Origin of the sequence: Nonomuraea sp. NPDC052129 (genome assembly GCF_040680095.1) — a bacterium.
GTDB lineage: Bacteria > Actinomycetota > Actinomycetes > Streptosporangiales > Streptosporangiaceae > Nonomuraea.
On record NZ_JBFAVX010000001.1, the window covers coordinates 62,431 to 79,703 of the forward strand.

Genomic DNA, 17,273 nt, shown 5'->3' on the forward strand with positions numbered 1-17,273 from the left:
TCGGTGGGTCGGCCACGCTACGCGTTCGCGTCAGTCATCCGGCGGTAGGGGTCGCGCAGCGGGGTCACGCGTTCGGCGAAGTCGGCCTTGATCCTGGCCATGCGCGGACCAGGGGCGTAGAAGCGGCCCTTGGTCTCGCCGTACGGCTGGAGCCAGCCCTTGGCGGCGAGGTCGCGCAGGTCGCGGGCGGCCTGGCCCTGACTGAGCCCTTCGTCGGCCTGGTAGCGGCTCCTGCGCAGGCGCCTGTTGACGAACACCTCGTAGAGGGCGGAGACGCTCCGGCTGTTGAGACCGTCGGCGTCGACCTGCTCCTCCAGCAGCATCCAGATCTCCCCGGCCTCGCCGAGACGCTGGAGGACCCGCTGGGCCTGCATGTGATGCGCCTTCAGGCAGAAGCGCACCCACGGCAACGTGCCCCCATGAGGGCTCCATCGCCGCCCGCCGACCTGGCCGAGCACGTCGTAGTAGTCGATGGTGGTGCGCTGCTGGCCGAGCCATTCCTCGATGGAGGAGAACTCCGGCAGCGTGATCTGGTCCCGGCCCAGGACGAGCGTCTGCAGCGCGCGGGACATCCGGCCGTTGCCGTCACGCCAGGGGTAGATCTTCACCAGGTTGAAGTGGGCCATGGCCGCCCGGACATAGCTGGGGCAATCCTGGTCACCGTCATTGAGCCACGCGACCAACTCGTCCATCGCCCCCGGGACGAGGTCGGCGTCGGGGCCCTCGTAGACCACCTCGCCCGAGTCGGAATCCCGGATGTAGATCCCGCCCGGCCGTATCACGCCTGGCGTCTTGTTGCGGTGGTGGCCGATCATCATGAAGTTGAGCGCGTTGAGCACGCCCACGTCGAATCGGAAGACCTGCGCCCGCGACAACGCCTGGATGTAGGTCAGCGCCTGCTGGTAACCCGCGATCTCTAGCGTCACCGAGGCCGACGTCTCCAGCGGCTCCTCCCCCGCCATGATCGACTCGATGTCCTCGACGCTGGCCCGGTAGCCCTCGATCGAGTTGGACCCCTGGATCGCCCGCGCCCGCAACTGCCTGCGCAGCTGCCCGTCCCAGCGATGCGTCTCGGCCAGGCGATATTTCAGCTCGCGCCGCATGTCCTCGATCTCCGCGAGCGCGGCCTTGTCGGCGGCTTCCAGCGCGGGCGTGCCGTACAGCATGGGCCAGAAAAGCATGAGCGAATCATTCAGTCAAACGAACGGATAATTCGTCCAAAAGGCCAAAAGCCCCGCCGTACCGAAGTACGACGGGGCAGATGGGTGACAGGTCAGGCCGCGACCGTGGAGGCGACCTGAGCCGGGGTCAGGGCGATGTCGAGGACCTCGCGCACGTCGCTGACCGGGTGGATCGTCAGCTCGTTGCGCACCTCCTCGGGCACGTCGTCCAGGTCCGGCTCGTTGCGGGCCGGGATGAGGACCGTGGTGATGCCCGCCCGGTGCGCCGCCAGCAGCTTCTGCTTGACGCCGCCGATCGGCAGCACCCGGCCGGTGAGGGAGATCTCACCGGTCATGGCCACGTCACTGCGTACCGTACGACCGGACAGGAGCGAGGCCAGCGCGGTCGTCAGCGTCACGCCCGCAGAAGGGCCGTCCTTGGGCACGGCGCCCGCGGGGAAGTGGACGTGGACCGAGCGGTCCTTGAAGGCGGTGACCGGCAGCTCCAGCTCCGCTCCGTGCGAGCGCAGGTAGGAGAGCGCGATCCGGGCCGACTCCTTCATCACGTCGCCGAGCTGGCCGGTGAGCGTGAGCCCGGTCTCGCCGGTCTCCGGCTCGGCCAGCGACGCCTCGACGTAGAGGACGTCGCCGCCCGCGCCGGTGACCGCCAGCCCGGTCGCCACGCCGGGCACCGAGGTGCGCTGGGTGGCCTCCGGCAGCGACGACTCCGGCACGAACCTGGGGCGGCCGATGTAGCCGACCAGGTCGTCCTCGCCGACCGTGACGGGCAGCTCGTTCTTGGCCGCGACCTTGCGCAGGATGCGGGCGACCGAGCGCTCCAGGGACCGTACGCCGGCCTCCCGGGTGTATTCGGCGGCCAGCCTGCGCAGCGCCGCGTCCTCGACGCCCACCTCTTCGGCGGTCAGGCCGGCGAGGTCGAGCTGCCGGGGCAGCAGGTGGTCACGGGCGATCGCCACCTTCTCGTCCTCGGTGTAGCCGTCGAGCGTGACGACCTCCATGCGGTCGAGCAGCGGCCCGGGGATGGCCTCCAGGACGTTGGCCGTCGCCAGGAACAGCACGTCGGACAGGTCCAGCTCGACCTCGAGGTAATGGTCGCGGAACGTGTGGTTCTGCGCCGGGTCGAGCACTTCGAGCAGGGCCGCCGTCGGGTCGCCGCGGTAGTCGGCGCCGACCTTGTCGACCTCGTCGAGCAGGACGACCGGGTTCATCGACCCGGCCTCGCGGATGGCGCGGACGATGCGGCCGGGCAGCGCGCCGACGTAGGTGCGCCGGTGACCGCGGATCTCCGCCTCGTCACGGACGCCACCCAGCGCGACGCGGACGAACTTGCGGCCCATCGCCCGCGCGACGGACTCGCCCAGCGAGGTCTTGCCCACTCCGGGAGGCCCGGCGAGCGCGAGTACGGCGCCGCTGCGACGGCCGCCCACCACGCCGAAGCCCTTGTCCTGGCGGCGCTTGCGCACGGCCAGGTGCTCGATGACGCGGTCCTTCACGTCGGCCAGGCCGGTGTGGTCGGCGTCCAGCACCGCACGGGCGCCGGTGATGTCGTAGTTGTCCTCGGTCCGCTCGTTCCAGGGCAGGTCGAGGATGGTGTCGAGCCACGTGCGGATCCAGCCGGTCTCGGGAGACTGGTCGGACGTACGCTCCAGCTTGTCGACCTCCTTGAGCGCGGCCTCGCGCACCTTCTCCGGCAGGTCGGCGGCCTCGACGCGGGCCCGGTAGTCCTCTTCCTCGGTCTCGGTGGAGTCGCCGTTGAGCTCCTTGAGCTCCTTGCGGACCGCGGCGAGCTGCTGGCGCAGCAGGAACTCACGCTGCTGCTTGTCCATGCCCTCCTGGACGTCCTTGCGGATCGTCTCGGCGACATCGAGCTCGGCCAGGTGCTCGCGCGACCACTCGACCAGCCTGGCCAGCCGCTCGGCCGGGTCGGCGGCCTCCAGCAGCTCGACCTTCTGGGCCGTTGTCAGCCAAGGCGTGTAGCCGGAGCTGTCGGCCAGCACCGACGGGTCGTCGATCTGGTTGACCTGGTCGACCACCTGCCAGGCGCCGCGCTTCTGCAGGATCGTGGTGGCCAGGGCCTTGTACTCCTTGGCCAGCTCCTGGGCGCGCTCACCGGCGGCGACGGTGTCGATCGTGATGGCCTCCACCCAAAGGGCGGCGCCGGGGCCGGTCGTGCCGGTGCCGACGCGCACGCGGTCGACGCCGCGCACCACGGCGGCGGGCTCGCCACCGGGCAGCCTCCCGACCTGCTCGACAACGGCCTGCACGCCGACAGCGCCGTAACGGCCGTCGATCCGGGGAACGAGAAGGACCCGCGGCTTGTTACCACCGGATGCCTGAGCCGCGTCAATGGCAGCCCGCACCTCGGAGTCGGACAGGTCCAGCGGAACCACCATGCCCGGCAGGACGACCTCGTCGTCCAGCGGCAGGACCGGGAGGATCAAGCTCTCACTCATACGAACTCCAAAGGGTTGAGTTATATGGACTCAAGTCATTAGAGCCCGGCATTGTTCCCAGGCTTGCCGATGTTCGCTCACGGCGATCGTAATTATGTAAGCGGCCCATACCTGAGGATGACGACCCAGGGTTGATGTCCGCCGGTCCACGCCCCCGTAGGGTGGTCGCGTGTTCTCGGCAGTCGTGCGTCCCTTCGCGCTGGCGCTGTATCAGGGCGACGCGGATCCGCCGCCGCCCAGGTCGCAGCGACTGCACCTCCGGCTGCCCCTCATCGGCGTCATCGATCTGGTGCCGATCGCGGGCATCGTCCTGGCCCTGATCCTTTACGGCACCACGCTGTCCCAGCTGATGGACTGGAACAGCACCGGCACCCGGCGGATGTCGGAGCCGCTGCTCTATTTCACCGCCGCGGCCATCTCCCTGCCGGTGACGATGCGCGACCGATGGCCGCTGGCGGCCTGGCGGGCGACCATGGTCATGCTGCCGGTCGTCCTCTGGGTGATCCGGGGGGTCGGCACGAGCGATCCGCCCTACATGCTCGGACTGGCGGTGATGTACCCGTTGGTGACCTATTCGGTCGCCGTGCGCTGCGACCGCCGGATCACCATCGCCGTTTGGGTGATCAGCTTTCTGACCGCGTGGATCATCGATCCCAACTCGCTCTACCTCGTCACGATCATGGTGACGGTCGCCGCGCTGTTCGGCTACAACGTGCGCGTCCGCCGCAACGCCACGGCCAGGCTCGCGGAGGAGGAGCGGCGCTCGCGGCTGGCCGAAGGCGCGCAGGCCGTGCTCGAAGAGCGCTCCAGGATCGCGCGGGAGCTGCACGACGTGGTCGCCCACCACATGTCGGTGATCGCCATCCAGGCCGAGGCGGTGCCGCTCAAGGCGGCCGGCGATCCCGCGCGGCTGGAGGCGGGCCTGGCCGAGATCCGCAGCCTGTCCCTGGAGGCCATCGCCGAGCTGCGCCAGGTGCTCGGCGTGCTGCGCGACCAGGACGGCCGCACTGACACCGCGCCGCAGCCCGGCCTCGACCGGCTGGACGAGCTCGTGTCCAACGCCCGCGCCGCCGGGCTCACCGTGGGGGTCGAGCTGCCGGATCAGCCGCTCGGGGCGCTGCCGCCCGCCGTCGGGCTTTCCGCGTACCGGATCGTGCAGGAGTCCCTGAGCAACGCGATGCGCCACGCGCCCGGCGCCACGGTCACGATCGCCGTCGCACGCGACGACGACGCCTTACGGCTCCACGTCACCAACGGCGCCGGCGCCACGCCGGGCGGCCCGGAAGGGACCGGTCAGGGGCTGGTGGGCATGCGGGAAAGGGCGGCGCTGCTCGGCGGCACGTTAGAGGCGAGACCCATCGAAGGGGGCGGTTTCCAGGTGTCCGCGACGTTACCGATCGCCGGGGCGGAGGAGACGGCGTGATCCGGGTGCTGATCGCGGACGACCAGGGAATGGTGCGCACCGGGTTCACGGTGTTCCTGAGCGCGCAGTCCGACATCGAGGTGGTGGGCGAGGCGGCCAACGGCGAGGAGGCGGTGCGGCGGGCGGCCGAGCTGCGGCCCGATGTGGTGCTCATGGACGTACGCATGCCGGTCATGGACGGGCTGACGGCGACCAGGCGGCTCCTGTCGTCGGGCGACGGCCCGAAGGTCCTCATCCTGACCACCTTCGACCTCGACGACTACGTCTATGAGGCGCTGCGGGCGGGGGCGAGCGGGTTCCTGCTCAAGGACGCCTCGGCCGTCCAGCTGGCCGAGGCCGTGCGGGTCGTCGCGGCGGGCGACGCCCTCATCGCCCCGGCGGTCACCAAGCGGCTGATCCACGAGTTCGCCCGGCTGGGCGCGCCCCGGGCGCCGACGGTCCGGCGACTGGCGGAGCTGACGGAGCGCGAGACGGAGGTGCTGGCGCTGGTGGCGCAGGCGATGTCCAACCAGGAGATCGCGGAGAAGCTGGTGGTGGCGGAGCAGACGGTCAAGACGCATGTGGGGCGGATGCTGATGAAACTGGGGCTGCGCGACAGGGCACAGGCGATCGTCTACGCGTACGAGACGGGACTGGTACGACCGGGCGACTGACCGCGTACGCGACAAGCGAAGTGACCCGTGAGCTCTGCGGGACTGGATGCGGAGCAACGCGGGGTTCCCTGAGGAAGGTGACGCGCTCTGGCGGCTTTTGTTGCATTCCCACATCGGGCATGCGCCGGTCCGGAAAACAGAGCCTAAACCCGCGTTAACTCACACGCATATCAAAGGAATGCGTTTCACCTGTTAGAAGTTCCAAAACCGACCCGCCTCCGAAGAGTTGTTTGTCCAGCACGCCGTACGCGTGCTGGACAACTTCGGGACGGCTAGACCAGGGGATACGGCTTACTGAGTCACCCGACGAAGGGAATCGACATGGAACGACAGTCCCGCAGGAAGCTCGCGAGCGGTCTGGGCCTTGTGACGGCAGCCATGTTCGCAACGGCTGTCATCGCCTCCGTACCCGGCTTGTCATACGCTTCGACCGCGAGCACCTCGTCGAGCAGCGCGACCTCCACGATCCTCGCCCCAAACCGATGCCACCTCAGGACAGAGGCCAATCCGAACAGCGTGTGGGTGCCCCCGAACTACGAAAGCTGCTACGACTGCTTGAACAGAGCGGCCTATCTGCACTCGCAAACCGGCATCGACTACTACTGCACCTACAACCCAAGCAATGGCAAGACCGACCTGCACTACGACCTGTAAGACCGGATCCAGCCGAGTCCTAGGCTGTCGCCGGCATTACCGGGCGTAACTCGCGTTGAAGAGCCACCCGTCCTCCCCCGGGGGCGGGACGGGCGGTTTATCGCGTAATCAACTCCCGATGGCTATAGTCGATTCCGGTTGTCAAGCGGCGATCTTCGCAGTTCGACAACCGGCGATCGTACGGCCATGGGGGCGGGTTCATGGGACGACCGGAACGACCGCTCGACCCTGACGCGGGCCCGTTACAGCGGTTCGCGCACGAGCTGAGGCAGTTACGCACCGGGGCCCCTCGGCCCAGCTACCGCGAATTGTCCAGGCGCGCGCATTACTCGGTGACCGCACTGTCCGAGGCAGCAGGTGGGGAGGTCTTTCCCACGCTGGCGGTCACCTTGGCCTATGTCGAGGCCTGCGGCGGCGACACCGAGACCTGGGAAAGACTCTGGCGAGAGGTCGCCGCGGAACTGGCCGACACCGACGCCGGCGCGGAGGACCAGATGGACCAGGACGCGCCCTACCTCGGCCTGGTCACCTTCGATCCTGACGACGCGGACCGGTTCTTCGGCCGGCGCGAGCTGGTGAACGAACTCTCCGCGCGATTACGCGACACACCCCTGCTCGCAGTGTTCGGCGCCTCAGGAAGCGGCAAGTCCTCCCTACTTCGAGCCGGCCTGCTTCCGGCGTTGAGGAACAGCGCCGCCTCGGAAGGCCTGTACCGCCCGACGCTCCTTCTCACGCCAGGCGTGCACCCCCTGGACGAACTCGCGGTGGGCCTGGCCAACCTCAGCGGAACCTCCGCTCCCTCCCTGTACGCCGACCTGGTGGCCGCCCCTTCGAACGTCCGGCTGGCGATCGGTCAGATACTGGCGGGCAGGCCGAAGAGCGTGCGCATCGTGATCGTCGTCGACCAGTTCGAGGAGGTCTTCAGCCTCTGCGACGACCAGAAGGAGAGATCCCTCTTCCTGGACTCGCTGCTCGCCGCGGCGGAGGAGACCAACGATCGAGCCCGCGTCGTACTGGGAATCCGCGCGGACTTCTACGCCCGGTGCGCTGAGCACCCGCCGCTGGTGGCCATGCTGCGCGACCGGCACCTGCTGATCGGCCCCATGGAGGACGACGACCTCCGACAGGTGATCATCGGCCCGGCGCTCCGGGCAGAGCTCAAGGTCGAGCGGGCGCTCGTCGAGACCATCCTCAGCGACGCAAGAGGCGAGCCCGGCGCGCTGCCACTGATCTCCCACGCCCTGCTGGAGACGTGGAAGCGCCGCAAAGGCGGCACGTTGACGCTCGCGGGGTACCGGGAAGCAGGAGGCATCCAGGGCGCAATCGCGCAGACCGCCGAGCAGATCTACGACGGGCTCGACGTTGGTGAGCGATATCTGGCCAGGAACGCGTTCCTCCGCTTGACGGCGCTGGGGCAGGGAACCGAGGACACGCGCAGGCGCGTCCCGCCCGCGGAGCTGCTGGCGGGGCCGGACGGGGCGGCGATGGAGGCCGTCCTGTCCCGGCTGACGGCGGCGCGGCTGCTCACCGTCGACGAGGACAGCGTCCAGGTGGCTCACGAGGCGGTGATCCGTTCCTGGCCGAGGCTGCGGGGCTGGCTCGCCGAAGACCGGGAACTCGTCCGGCTCCAGCGGCGGCTCACCGACGCCGCCACCGAGTGGGAGCAGCACGGGCGCGAGAACGAGCTGCTGTACCGGGGAACGCGACTGGCGGCCTGGGAGGACCGCGCGCTCGACCGGCTCAACGACCTGGAACACGCGTTCCTGGCGGCCAGCAGGGCACGGGCGCGCCGGGATCGGGCGGCGGCGAGCCGTCGTGTGCGCGCGGCTCTGATCAGCCTGGTGGTGGTGGCGACCGTGGTCGGAGCGCTGGCCGTGATGGCGCTGGTGAACGCGAACCGGGCGGAGAAGGAGCGAGATCTCGCGTACTCTCGCCAGTTGGCGGCGGACGCGCGTGGCCAGCTCCAGCTGGACCCGCAGCTCGGGCTGCTGCTGGCCCGGCGGGCATACGCGGTCAGCCCAACGGAGGAGGCCACGGCGGTACTCCGGCAGGCCACCGTCGACTCGCGGATCCGGCTCATCGTTCCCATCCCTGCGGGCAAGGTCTGCGGCGTCGCATTCAGCCCGGATGGGCGGCATCTGGCCGCCGGCAGCGGGGACGGCACCGTACGGGTCTGGCAGGTGTCCGCACGAGGGCTGCCCACGGGCGATCCGGTGGTGCTGCACGACCATGCCGGTGAGGCGTGGAACCCCGTGTTCAGCCCGGACGGACGCTACCTGGCGACAGGCGGCATCGACGGAACGGTCAGCGTGTCTGACTGGGCCAGCGGTGACGATCCGCTGGTGCTGCGCGGCCACCGTGGTCCGGTGTGGGGCGTCTCGTTCAACCCCGACGGGCAACGCCTGGCAAGTGCCGGGGACGACGGCACGGTGCGGATCTGGAAAGCACCGGATGGCGGCAAGTGGACCGGCAGTTCATCTGCAGGAGGCGGTGCTCCCAAGGTGCTGCGCGGCCACGATGGGCGGGCTCTGCAGGTCGTGTTCAGCCCGGACGGGCGGAGACTGGCCAGCAGCGGCGGCGACGGCACCGTCCGGATCTGGGACCCGGCCGGTAAGGCGAAAACGGTCGTACTGCGCGGCCACGAGAATTCTGTGGAAGGACTGCAGTACAGCCCGGACGGGCGGAACCTGGTCAGCGGCAGTACCGATGGCACGGTGCGGGTGTGGGACGTGACCGGGCAGAATGCACCAGCAGTGCTGCGTGGGCACGACGGCACGGTGGAGGGTGCGGCGGTCAGCCGCGACAGCCGGAGGATCGCCAGCGTGGGCAACGACGGCACGGTCCGGATCTGGAACATGGCCAGCAACATCGACCCGCTCGTTCTGCGCGGCCATCGGGGTACGACGTGGAACGCGTCGTTCAGCCCGGACGGGCGTACGCTGGCGAGCGCGAGCGATGACGGGACGATGCGGCTGTGGGACGTGGCGTACACCGGTGACGCGATGATCCTGCGAGGTCATACCGGGGCCGTGTACGACGCCGCGTTCAGCCCGGACGGGCGACGCGTCGCCAGTGCCGGTATCGACAGCGCGATCCGCGTCCAGAACATCGACGGTAGCGGTGACGCGCTGGTGCTGCGCGGCCACAAGGCGGACGTCCTCGGGGTCGCGTTCAGCCCGGACGGGCGGCAAGTGGCGAGTACAGGTGCTGACAGCACGGTACGGATCTGGCACGCCAACGGGACCGGCCAGGCTGTCGTGCTGCGCGGCCACAGGGGAAACGTGTGGAACGCCGCCTTCAGCCCGGACGGCACGCGGGTGGTCAGCGGAGGTGACGACGGCACTGTACGGGTCTGGCACACTGACGGGACCGGAGCGCCGGTCATCATGGACAGCCCTCAGCGCCAGGTCCGGTATGTCGCGTTCAGCCCCGATGGGCGGCGGGTGGCGAGCGCAGGCGTGGACGGCACGATCCTGATTCAGAACGCCGACGGGACCGGTCAACCTGTCATGCTGCGCGGCCACCAAGGCCTGGTGTGGTGCCTCGCCTTCAGCTCGGACGGGCGGCGGGTGGTCAGCGGGGGCAATGACGGCACGATCCGCATCTGGAACACCGACGGGACCGGAGACCCGATCGTCCTGCGCGGCCATCAGGGCGTGGTGTGGAGCGTCGGCTTCAGCCCGGACGGGCAGCAGGTCATCAGCAGTGGCAATGACAACACCGTGCGGATCTGGATGCCGGCCGAGGGGCGCGAGCCAGTGGTCTTCAGCGGCTCCGGCACTACGGTCAACTCCGTGAAGTTCAGCCCGGACGGGTGGCGGCTACTCTCGACCTACGACGACGCCACGGTACGGATCTGGCGCTGCGAGGTATGCGGCCCCATGCACCAGGTCCAGGCACTCGCCGCCAAGCGCACCATCCGCGAACTGACCCCCGAAGAACGCAAGATCTACCTCGAACCATCCCCGTGGTGAGGGCATGCGCGGCCGGTCCTGCCCGAATCGGTGGAGCTGTGCGCCATGGGAGTTCATCGAGGTGGAGCTGTCCGTGCCCGTACGTTCGCGATCGTCATCCACGGCACCTGGGTGCGGGCTGCCGGTCTCGCAGATATGACGTTGCCCCTTCACCCGGTTCCGCACAATCGAGTTCGCCCGCCTGGAAGCAGGCTGGGCGCTGGCGGCAGGCGGGGTGACCGCGTGCGTCAACGGGAGGCAGGATCACGACGATCCCAGACCGGTCGATTCCGGCTGTTGCGTCTGCTGCCGGAATTCGCATCCATCTCATCAACCTCATCGCACACGACCACCGCCCCGCCCAACACGCCGCCCACTGCTCCGACCTCAACCACGCGGCTGATGGCCGCCGCCTGCGGGTCGTGATGTGGGAGGCGGGCATGAGGAAGCGGGGGCTGGAAGCGGGGCCCGGAGGCGGGCGCACGGCAGCGCGGCCCGGAAGCGGGCACACGGAAGCAGGCGCGGTCCTGGCCGATCGGGCCGTCCGCCACGTCGCGCTCGATCGCCCGGACGGGATTGGCGTGCTCCTGGAAGCGTTGCCGAGGACGTGTCCTGTCTCGTCGGACTTGCGGCATGAGGCCTCCTTGAACGGCGGTGCCGCAGAATCGATGCGACGAATCGACGAAGTCACGTCTCATCGATCATGAGGCCGATCCGTGGATGTCTCGCGGCCCAGCTAGATCGGGAAGCGGCCGCGGCGGATGCGCCAGTGGCGGCCGGCCTTCAGGTGGTCGACGATCGCGCGCTGGAGCACGGTGCGGCGCGGCAGCTGGTCAAGCGGCGTGGTCAGGGTGCGGAACACGAACCGCAGCACCTCGACGTCGGCGTCCTGCCCCTCCGGCTCCTCGTAGGGCTCCAGCTCGAACCTCCGCTGGAACCGGACGATGTTGGAGTCCCCGGGCAGGTACTCCAGTAACTGGGGGTCGAGCAGCCACGAGCCGCAGGAGAACGCCGTGTAGTGCTCATCGGGAAAGTGGCGTGGGAAGAAGGCGCGGGCCTCGTCGAGCGACGCCGCGACCGCCTCCGGGGTCATCGGACCCGACTCGGGGATGTGCAGGTCGATGGTGGTGCCGCCGCGCTGGTGCTGCAGCCGGCCCAGCTCGTAGATGCCGCCGCGCGCGTGCAGCGTCAGCCAGCTCTGCATGACCGGCCAGCCCTCGCGGCGCATCCGCCGGTCGATCGCGAGGTTGCGGCCCAGGTCCGCGAGGGTCACCCACGACACGGAATCGGCGATGCCGTGGTCGCGGTGGTACCCCATGACGACGTCGACCAGGGCCAGATACGCGTACACGTAGAGATGCCGCCAGGCGGGACCCCGTTCACGTGGCAGCTCCGGACCGGGCGGCAGCCAGCCGTGGCCTCCGAGATCGGCGCGGACCAGGGCGATCGAGCGGTCGAGCAGCCAGCGCAGCTCCGGTGTCCACAGTGGAGAGCCGGGGTCGGGCCAGCCCGCCATGATCTCGGCGGCGTCGTCCGGCCGCACCGCGAGCCGGTCGAGAATGGATGGGGCGTCGGCCTTGGCGGGCAGCGGAGCCGACGGCCGGTCGCCGGCGAGCCGGTGCACGCGGTCGACGTCCTCGACGGGTACCCCGAGCCGGGCGGCGGTGTCGTCCAGAGCCACGCGGACGATCCTACGACCACCGGCAACGCCATGGATCTACCTCGTGTCCTGTTCTGTTGACCTCCTGCTGTCCTCGGCGCGAAAGGACTGCGAGCAGGGTCACCACCCTGCCTTCAGCCGGTGAGACGGCCGACGATGAGCACCTCGCGGCCCGCCTCGGCGGCGAACGCCGCCCACGGCCCGGCCGCCCTGAGCCGATGAGCAGGACATTCACCGGGCGTGGATCTCGATGTCAGTGTTGATCGGCATAGGTACTTCCGTTAGTGAGCATTGCGGGAGCCGCCCGGTGGTCCTCGGTGTATTCACCGAGAGGCGATCGGCGGACCATGCCGGTCTCGATGCCGTGTGTTCGCACTTCCCGCTCCTGGGCTCGCAGGGCCAGGCAGATGCGGCGGGTGACCTCGAAGACCACGACCGGTCCGGCGATGAGCGCGATGCGGAAGAACCAGGTGACGGCGAACAACGACAGGCTGAAGTGGTGGGCGAGCTGGTCGTTGGCGGCCGCCGCCCACAGCAGGCCGTAGAAGGTCATACCGGCGGCGCCCAGGGCGGTGCGGACGGCGGCCTCACGGGGCCGATCCAGGGGACGGTCGACTCCTCGATCGCCGGTGAGCCGGCGTTCGAGGAGGGGGTAGGCGGCCAGGACGGTGAAGAAGGCGCCCGGCACGACCAGGGCAGGAATGAGGACTGACAGGGTGAGCGGGTGGCCGGCGACGACGGGTTCCCAGCCGGGCATGATGCGGATGGCACCGTCCAGGAAGCCCATGTACCAGTCGGGCACCGCGCCCGCGCTCGTGGTGCCCGGCCTGGCCGGGCCGTACAGCCAGATGGGGTTGATCTGCGCGAGGGTGCCCAGCAGCGTGAGCACGCCGCAGGTGGCGAGGAACAGCGCCAGTGAGCTCAGCGGCGGCACGTGGGCCGCGCCCGGATAGTGGGTACGGCCGTGCCGCCGGAGCAGCCCGCGCCGGACGATGAGCAGCTCGATCATGATCGCCGGAACGAGCAGCACGTGCAGCCAGTAGAACAGCGGGATGACCTGCTCGCCGGGGACGGCTTCGCCGAAGAGCAGGCCGGTCAGGTAGGTCCCAGCGAGCGGAATGGCTTGGGTGACGCCCTGGATCAGCGCGAGGCTGCCTCCGGACAGCATGTCGTCGGGCAGGATGCCCCCGGTGACGCCCGCGACGATGCCCAGGACGAACAGGCCGACCCAGACCAGCCAGTTCAGGCCGTGCGGACGACGGAAGGCGCCGGTGAAGAACAGGCGCAGCAGCTGCAGGCTGATGGCGGCGACGAGGATCAGCGTGGCCCAGTGGTGGACCTGCCGCATCAGCAGGCCACCGCGCACCTCCAGGCTGATCTCCAGCGTGGAGGCGAACGCGCGGCTGACCGGCACTCCGCGCAGCGGGGTGTAGTGGCCCTCATAGATCACCTGGGTCATGCCGGGGTCGTAGAAGAAGGTCAGGAAGGCTCCGGTGACGGCGAGCACCACCAGGCTGTAGACCGCGATCTGACCGAACAGGAACGACCAGTGGTCGCTACGGCCGCGCAGCCGCACCCCCACCGCGCGCGCGAGCCGTAGATGCAGGCCCTTCATGAGTGGACCGAGTCGGGGTCGGCGCTGTCCGGCGGCACCGCATCTCCCCGGGCCGGCCCGAGCTGCACGACTGGGCGCTGCGGCACGGCGTCCAGCGCCCGGTCAGCGGCGAGCCTGATCCGGTCGCGGTGGGCGGCGCTGTTCTTCTCAAGGGTGTCGAGCATGGGCCGGGACGCCGAGAGGCCGCCGCGGCCACGGCGGTTGTACTGCATGGGTGTTCAAAACCTTTCAGGCGGTGGGGCTGAACTGCTCGGTGAACAGATCCGCGCCCTCGCACGCGGAGACCATCGCGGCCGGGGCGACGAATGAGCCCTCGGGAGAGAGCGGCTGTCCGAGCGGGAGCAGGATCATGGAGAGGGCCGGGGGCTCCCGGAATCTGGCCCTGCGGCGTGCGGGTCGTGAGCTTGCCGTCGGCGAGGTAGTTCGAACCCTCGGACACCGGAGCCACCAGCACTGACATCGTCCGGAAACTTCTGGCCCGGAAGCTGTACGGCTGGCCCCGGCCGTACAGCTCACACACTCGCGACCACGAACCGGAGAGGTACCTCTATCCAGGGCGAATTCCGCCGGGGGCGTGCGTCGAGCCGCGAAGAACGACCCGGCTCAGATCTGGAAAGGCTCAAACCGCGGCCTGCTGGTCGGCCTTGCCGTGCGCCTCCACCGAAAGGTCCTGCCAGTCGGCCCACATCTTGAGCCGGTCGGCGTAGGCCTGCTGGATCATCGGGTGGAAGCCCTGGCCGAAGAGAATCCGCAGCGGTGGGTTGTCGGAGTCCACCAGCTTGAGCAGCGTCTGGGCCGCGGCGGCCGGGTCCCCGGCGGGCATCTTGCCGGCCATCGCGCCGAGGCGCTGGCGGAGGCCGTCGTAGGCCGGGTCGGGCTGGGCCACATGGCCGTTGTCGAGCGGGTCGGGGTTCTTGCCGGAGCGGGTGGCGAAGCCGCCGGGCTCGATGATGGTCACCTTGACACCGAAGCCGGCGACCTCACCTGCGAGGGCCTCGTTCAAGCCCTCCAGGGCCCACTTGGAGGCGTGGTAGGCGCCGCCGAGCGGCATGGCGATGAGGCCGGCGGCCGAGGACAGCTGGATGATGCGTCCCGAGCGCTGCTCGCGCAGGTAGGGCAGGGCAGCCTGGACCACCCACACCGCGCCGAACAGGTTGGTCTCCAGCTGGTCGCGCAGCTGCTGCTCGGTCAGCTCCTCGACCGCGCCGATCTGGGCGTAGCCGGCGTTGTTCACGATGACGTCCAGGCGGCCGAAGTGCTCGGCGGCCCGCGTCACGCTCTCGAAGACGGCCGCCTTGTCGGTCACGTCCATCGCAAGTGGGAGCACCGCGTCGCCGTAGGCGGCGACCAGGTCGTCAAGGCTCTCGGCCTTCCGGGCGGCCGCGGCCACCTTGTCGCCACGAGACAGCGCTGCCTCGACAAAGTTGCGGCCCAAGCCGCGGGACGAACCAGTGACGAACCAGACCTTGCTCATGATGATCTTCCATTCTTCCGTTGCTTGCTGCCGGACACGAGACGCCGACGACCTGATCCCTGTGACAGGTGCGGCTCTGTGATCTGCGCCATAGAGTATGTAGGTGTGCAGTAATTGCACTCTCGTGCAATGACTGCATCAAGATATACTCATGCCGCGAACGGCCGTCAAGTCGGCCGCGGACCGACCCGAGGAATGCCAGGGGGCACAATGACGAGTGACGAACCAGTCCGCCGCGGCGGACGCGAAGCGCAGCGCCGCCGCACTCGCAAGGCGATCGTCGACGCGGCGGTCCGCCTGAGCGCCATCGGAGCAACGCCGTCCATCGACGAGATCGCGGCCGCCGCCGACGTGTCACGCCGCACGATCTACATGCACTTCCCGACCCTCGATCACCTTCTGATCGACGCGACGGCGGGCGCGCTCAACGAGCCCCCGGTCGAGGCGGCACTGGCCAACCCCGCACTCGCCAACGATCCTGTTGCCCGCGTAGACGCCCTCATCCGGACACTGCTGGAGTACTCACCGCAGTCCCTTCCCCTGGGCCGCCGGCTGATCCGTCTAACCGTCGATCCGGCGCCGAACGACGCTCAGGAGCGAGCCGCCCCGCGCCGGACTCGCCGCCGGGTGGAATGGCTGGAACAGGCCTGCGAACCACTCCGGAGCACCCTCACCGAGGAACGGTTCCAGCGCCTCATCTCGGCCCTGACCATCGTGGTCGGCTGGGAGGCGCAGATCGCCCTACGCGACGTCCGCGGCCTTGACCCTCAAGCCGAGCAGGAGGCCATCACCTGGGCCGCACGCGCCCTGGTAGAGGCAGCGATCAAGGAAAGGTGACCTCCGCCAGGCCCTGCCCCGTCTCAGCACCCGGCCAGCCCGTCGGCCTGTCCTTGTCGCTCACGCCTGGTGACCCATCGCGAGGACAAGCCATGCCGCGCCGGCCCTCCCCAACCGTCGGACGGTGTAGATGACGCCGGCGTCCTTGCAGGCAGGGCAGGCGACCTCGGAGTTGGCGCTGAACCAGCCCGCCGCGGCGAGGCCTTCATACCAAGCAGCACCGCCGCTTCCGCTCGTACACCGGGAGGGCACGGCCCAGATCGCCCGCCGCCCCCACCAAGTGCTTGCCGACGGCCTTGTCAGCCCCAGGTACTACTAGAGAGTTCAACCCCAGCGGTGACGCGGTCGACGGCCTCTGTTTCGTAGCTTTCCGAGCATGCTCAGAATGCTCACGCTCGCCGGAAGTCTCGCGTTCGGCGCGGTCCTGGCGCTGCCCGGCCAGCACAGTGGCCGGCTTGTGAAGGTCTACGGCGACCTGGCCACCGCCGATCGGGTCGCCATCGTGGTGCCGGGGGCCGACACCACGGTGGCCACCTTCGAAGCGAGTACGAAGCGGCCGGGAGGCGCGGCGCGGGCGCTGTTGGCCGAGGCCGCCAAGGTGGGCCACGGCGAACGGCTGGCCGTGATCGCCTGGCTCGGTTATGACGCGCCGCCTACGTGGAGCCTGGGCGCCATCACCGACACGGCGGCCGTCGAGGGGGCGAAGGCGCTGCGCCGTACCGTCGTGGAGTTGCACGCGCGGACGTCCGCGCCGATCGCGTTACTGTGCCACAGCTACGGCTCGGTGGTGTGCGCCAAGGCCGGGACGGACCTGCCCGTCGCGGATGTGGCGCTGTTCGGAAGCCCCGGCATCGACGCACCGTCCGGCCACGCACCGTCTGGCCACGCACCGCCTGGCCGGGCGCCATCAGACCACCCGCCGTCCAGCCACGCAATGTCAAGCCGCACGCCGTCTGAGCGTGCCCTGTCCGACCATCCGCCGTCCGACCATCCGCCGTCCGACTGGGCTCCGTCCGACCACCATCTGTCCGACGCGTCATATCGCCCGCCGTCCGACCACGGAGTGTCCGGCCCGGCGCCGTCTGTCACCAGGGTGTGGGCGGGTGTAGGTGGTAGTGATTGGATCAGGTTCGTGCCGAAGGTGAAGCTCGGGCCGCTTGGTTTCGGGGCCGACGCGCTGAGTCCCGGGTACGGGGCGCGGGTGTTTGAGGTGGGTCCCGGCGGGCACAGTGACTACTTCGCACCAGGCACGCCGTCGTTGCGCAATCTCACACTGATCGCCCTCGGCCGCCCCGGCGATGTGACGGCTGCGGCGCCAGCATGACAGGGTCGGGTTTAATGACAGAGTGTCGTCATCAACTTGACGGGCC

Annotated in this window: 13 protein-coding genes; 6 read left to right on the forward strand and 7 right to left on the reverse strand. The window is 69.4% G+C overall.

Annotated features, from left to right (window positions below; translation table 11 throughout):
- Nucleotides 1-17: 17 nt before the first annotated feature.
- The gene (locus AB0L53_RS00315; RefSeq protein ID WP_363988186.1) at nt 18-1,181 is read right to left on the reverse strand and encodes a Fic family protein; all 1,164 of its coding nucleotides are present in this window, start codon (nt 1,179-1,181) and stop codon (nt 18-20) included.
- A 92-nt stretch (nt 1,182-1,273) separates the two neighbouring features.
- Entirely contained in the window at nt 1,274-3,634 is a 2,361-nt protein-coding gene (gene lon / locus AB0L53_RS00320) for an endopeptidase La (protein WP_363988189.1), read from the reverse strand.
- A 169-nt stretch (nt 3,635-3,803) separates the two neighbouring features.
- On the opposite strand from lon, the gene AB0L53_RS00325 reads away from it, so the two are divergent.
- The 4 genes from AB0L53_RS00325 to AB0L53_RS00340 all read left to right on the forward strand — a co-directional run bounded on the left by AB0L53_RS00325 (nt 3,804) and on the right by AB0L53_RS00340 (nt 10,338).
- The gene (locus tag AB0L53_RS00325; protein WP_363988191.1) at nt 3,804-5,057 is read left to right on the forward strand and encodes a sensor histidine kinase; all 1,254 of its coding nucleotides are present in this window, start codon (nt 3,804-3,806) and stop codon (nt 5,055-5,057) included.
- The gene (locus AB0L53_RS00330; protein WP_358550495.1) at nt 5,054-5,710 is read left to right on the forward strand and encodes a response regulator transcription factor; all 657 of its coding nucleotides are present in this window, start codon (nt 5,054-5,056) and stop codon (nt 5,708-5,710) included. Before AB0L53_RS00325 ends, AB0L53_RS00330 begins: the two co-directional genes overlap by 4 nt.
- A 321-nt stretch (nt 5,711-6,031) precedes the next feature.
- Complete coding sequence (locus AB0L53_RS00335; RefSeq protein WP_225291468.1) at nt 6,032-6,364, forward strand: hypothetical protein; 333 nt, start codon at nt 6,032-6,034, stop codon at nt 6,362-6,364.
- A gap of 332 nt (nt 6,365-6,696) precedes the next feature.
- Complete coding sequence (locus AB0L53_RS00340; RefSeq protein ID WP_363988195.1) at nt 6,697-10,338, forward strand: hypothetical protein; 3,642 nt, start codon at nt 6,697-6,699, stop codon at nt 10,336-10,338.
- 715 nt (nt 10,339-11,053) lie between these two features.
- Here AB0L53_RS00340 and AB0L53_RS00345 read toward each other — a convergent pair.
- The 5 genes from AB0L53_RS00345 to AB0L53_RS00365 all read right to left on the reverse strand — a co-directional run bounded on the left by AB0L53_RS00345 (nt 11,054) and on the right by AB0L53_RS00365 (nt 15,066).
- Nucleotides 11,054-11,998 (reverse strand): acyltransferase domain-containing protein, encoded by a 945-nt coding sequence (locus AB0L53_RS00345; RefSeq protein ID WP_363988198.1) that lies wholly within the window; start codon nt 11,996-11,998, stop codon nt 11,054-11,056.
- Between the two features lie 232 nt (nt 11,999-12,230).
- A complete protein-coding gene (locus tag AB0L53_RS00350) occupies nt 12,231-13,592 on the reverse strand; it encodes a cytochrome b N-terminal domain-containing protein (protein ID WP_363988200.1) in 1,362 nt (453 codons plus the stop codon).
- A complete protein-coding gene (locus AB0L53_RS00355) occupies nt 13,589-13,804 on the reverse strand; it encodes a hypothetical protein (protein ID WP_363988202.1) in 216 nt (71 codons plus the stop codon). Before AB0L53_RS00355 ends, AB0L53_RS00350 begins: the two co-directional genes overlap by 4 nt.
- A gap of 16 nt (nt 13,805-13,820) precedes the next feature.
- Nucleotides 13,821-13,943: a hypothetical protein gene (locus AB0L53_RS00360; protein ID WP_363988205.1), complete on the reverse strand. Its 123-nt coding sequence runs from the start codon at nt 13,941-13,943 to the stop codon at nt 13,821-13,823.
- 268 nt (nt 13,944-14,211) lie between these two features.
- Nucleotides 14,212-15,066: an SDR family NAD(P)-dependent oxidoreductase gene (locus tag AB0L53_RS00365; protein ID WP_363988208.1), complete on the reverse strand. Its 855-nt coding sequence runs from the start codon at nt 15,064-15,066 to the stop codon at nt 14,212-14,214.
- Between the two features lie 210 nt (nt 15,067-15,276).
- On the opposite strand from AB0L53_RS00365, the gene AB0L53_RS00370 reads away from it, so the two are divergent.
- Complete coding sequence (locus tag AB0L53_RS00370) at nt 15,277-15,903, forward strand: TetR/AcrR family transcriptional regulator (RefSeq protein ID WP_363988211.1); 627 nt, start codon at nt 15,277-15,279, stop codon at nt 15,901-15,903.
- 376 nt (nt 15,904-16,279) lie between these two features.
- A complete protein-coding gene (locus tag AB0L53_RS00375; protein ID WP_363988214.1) occupies nt 16,280-17,227 on the forward strand; it encodes an alpha/beta hydrolase in 948 nt (315 codons plus the stop codon).
- Nucleotides 17,228-17,273 lie beyond the last annotated feature (46 nt).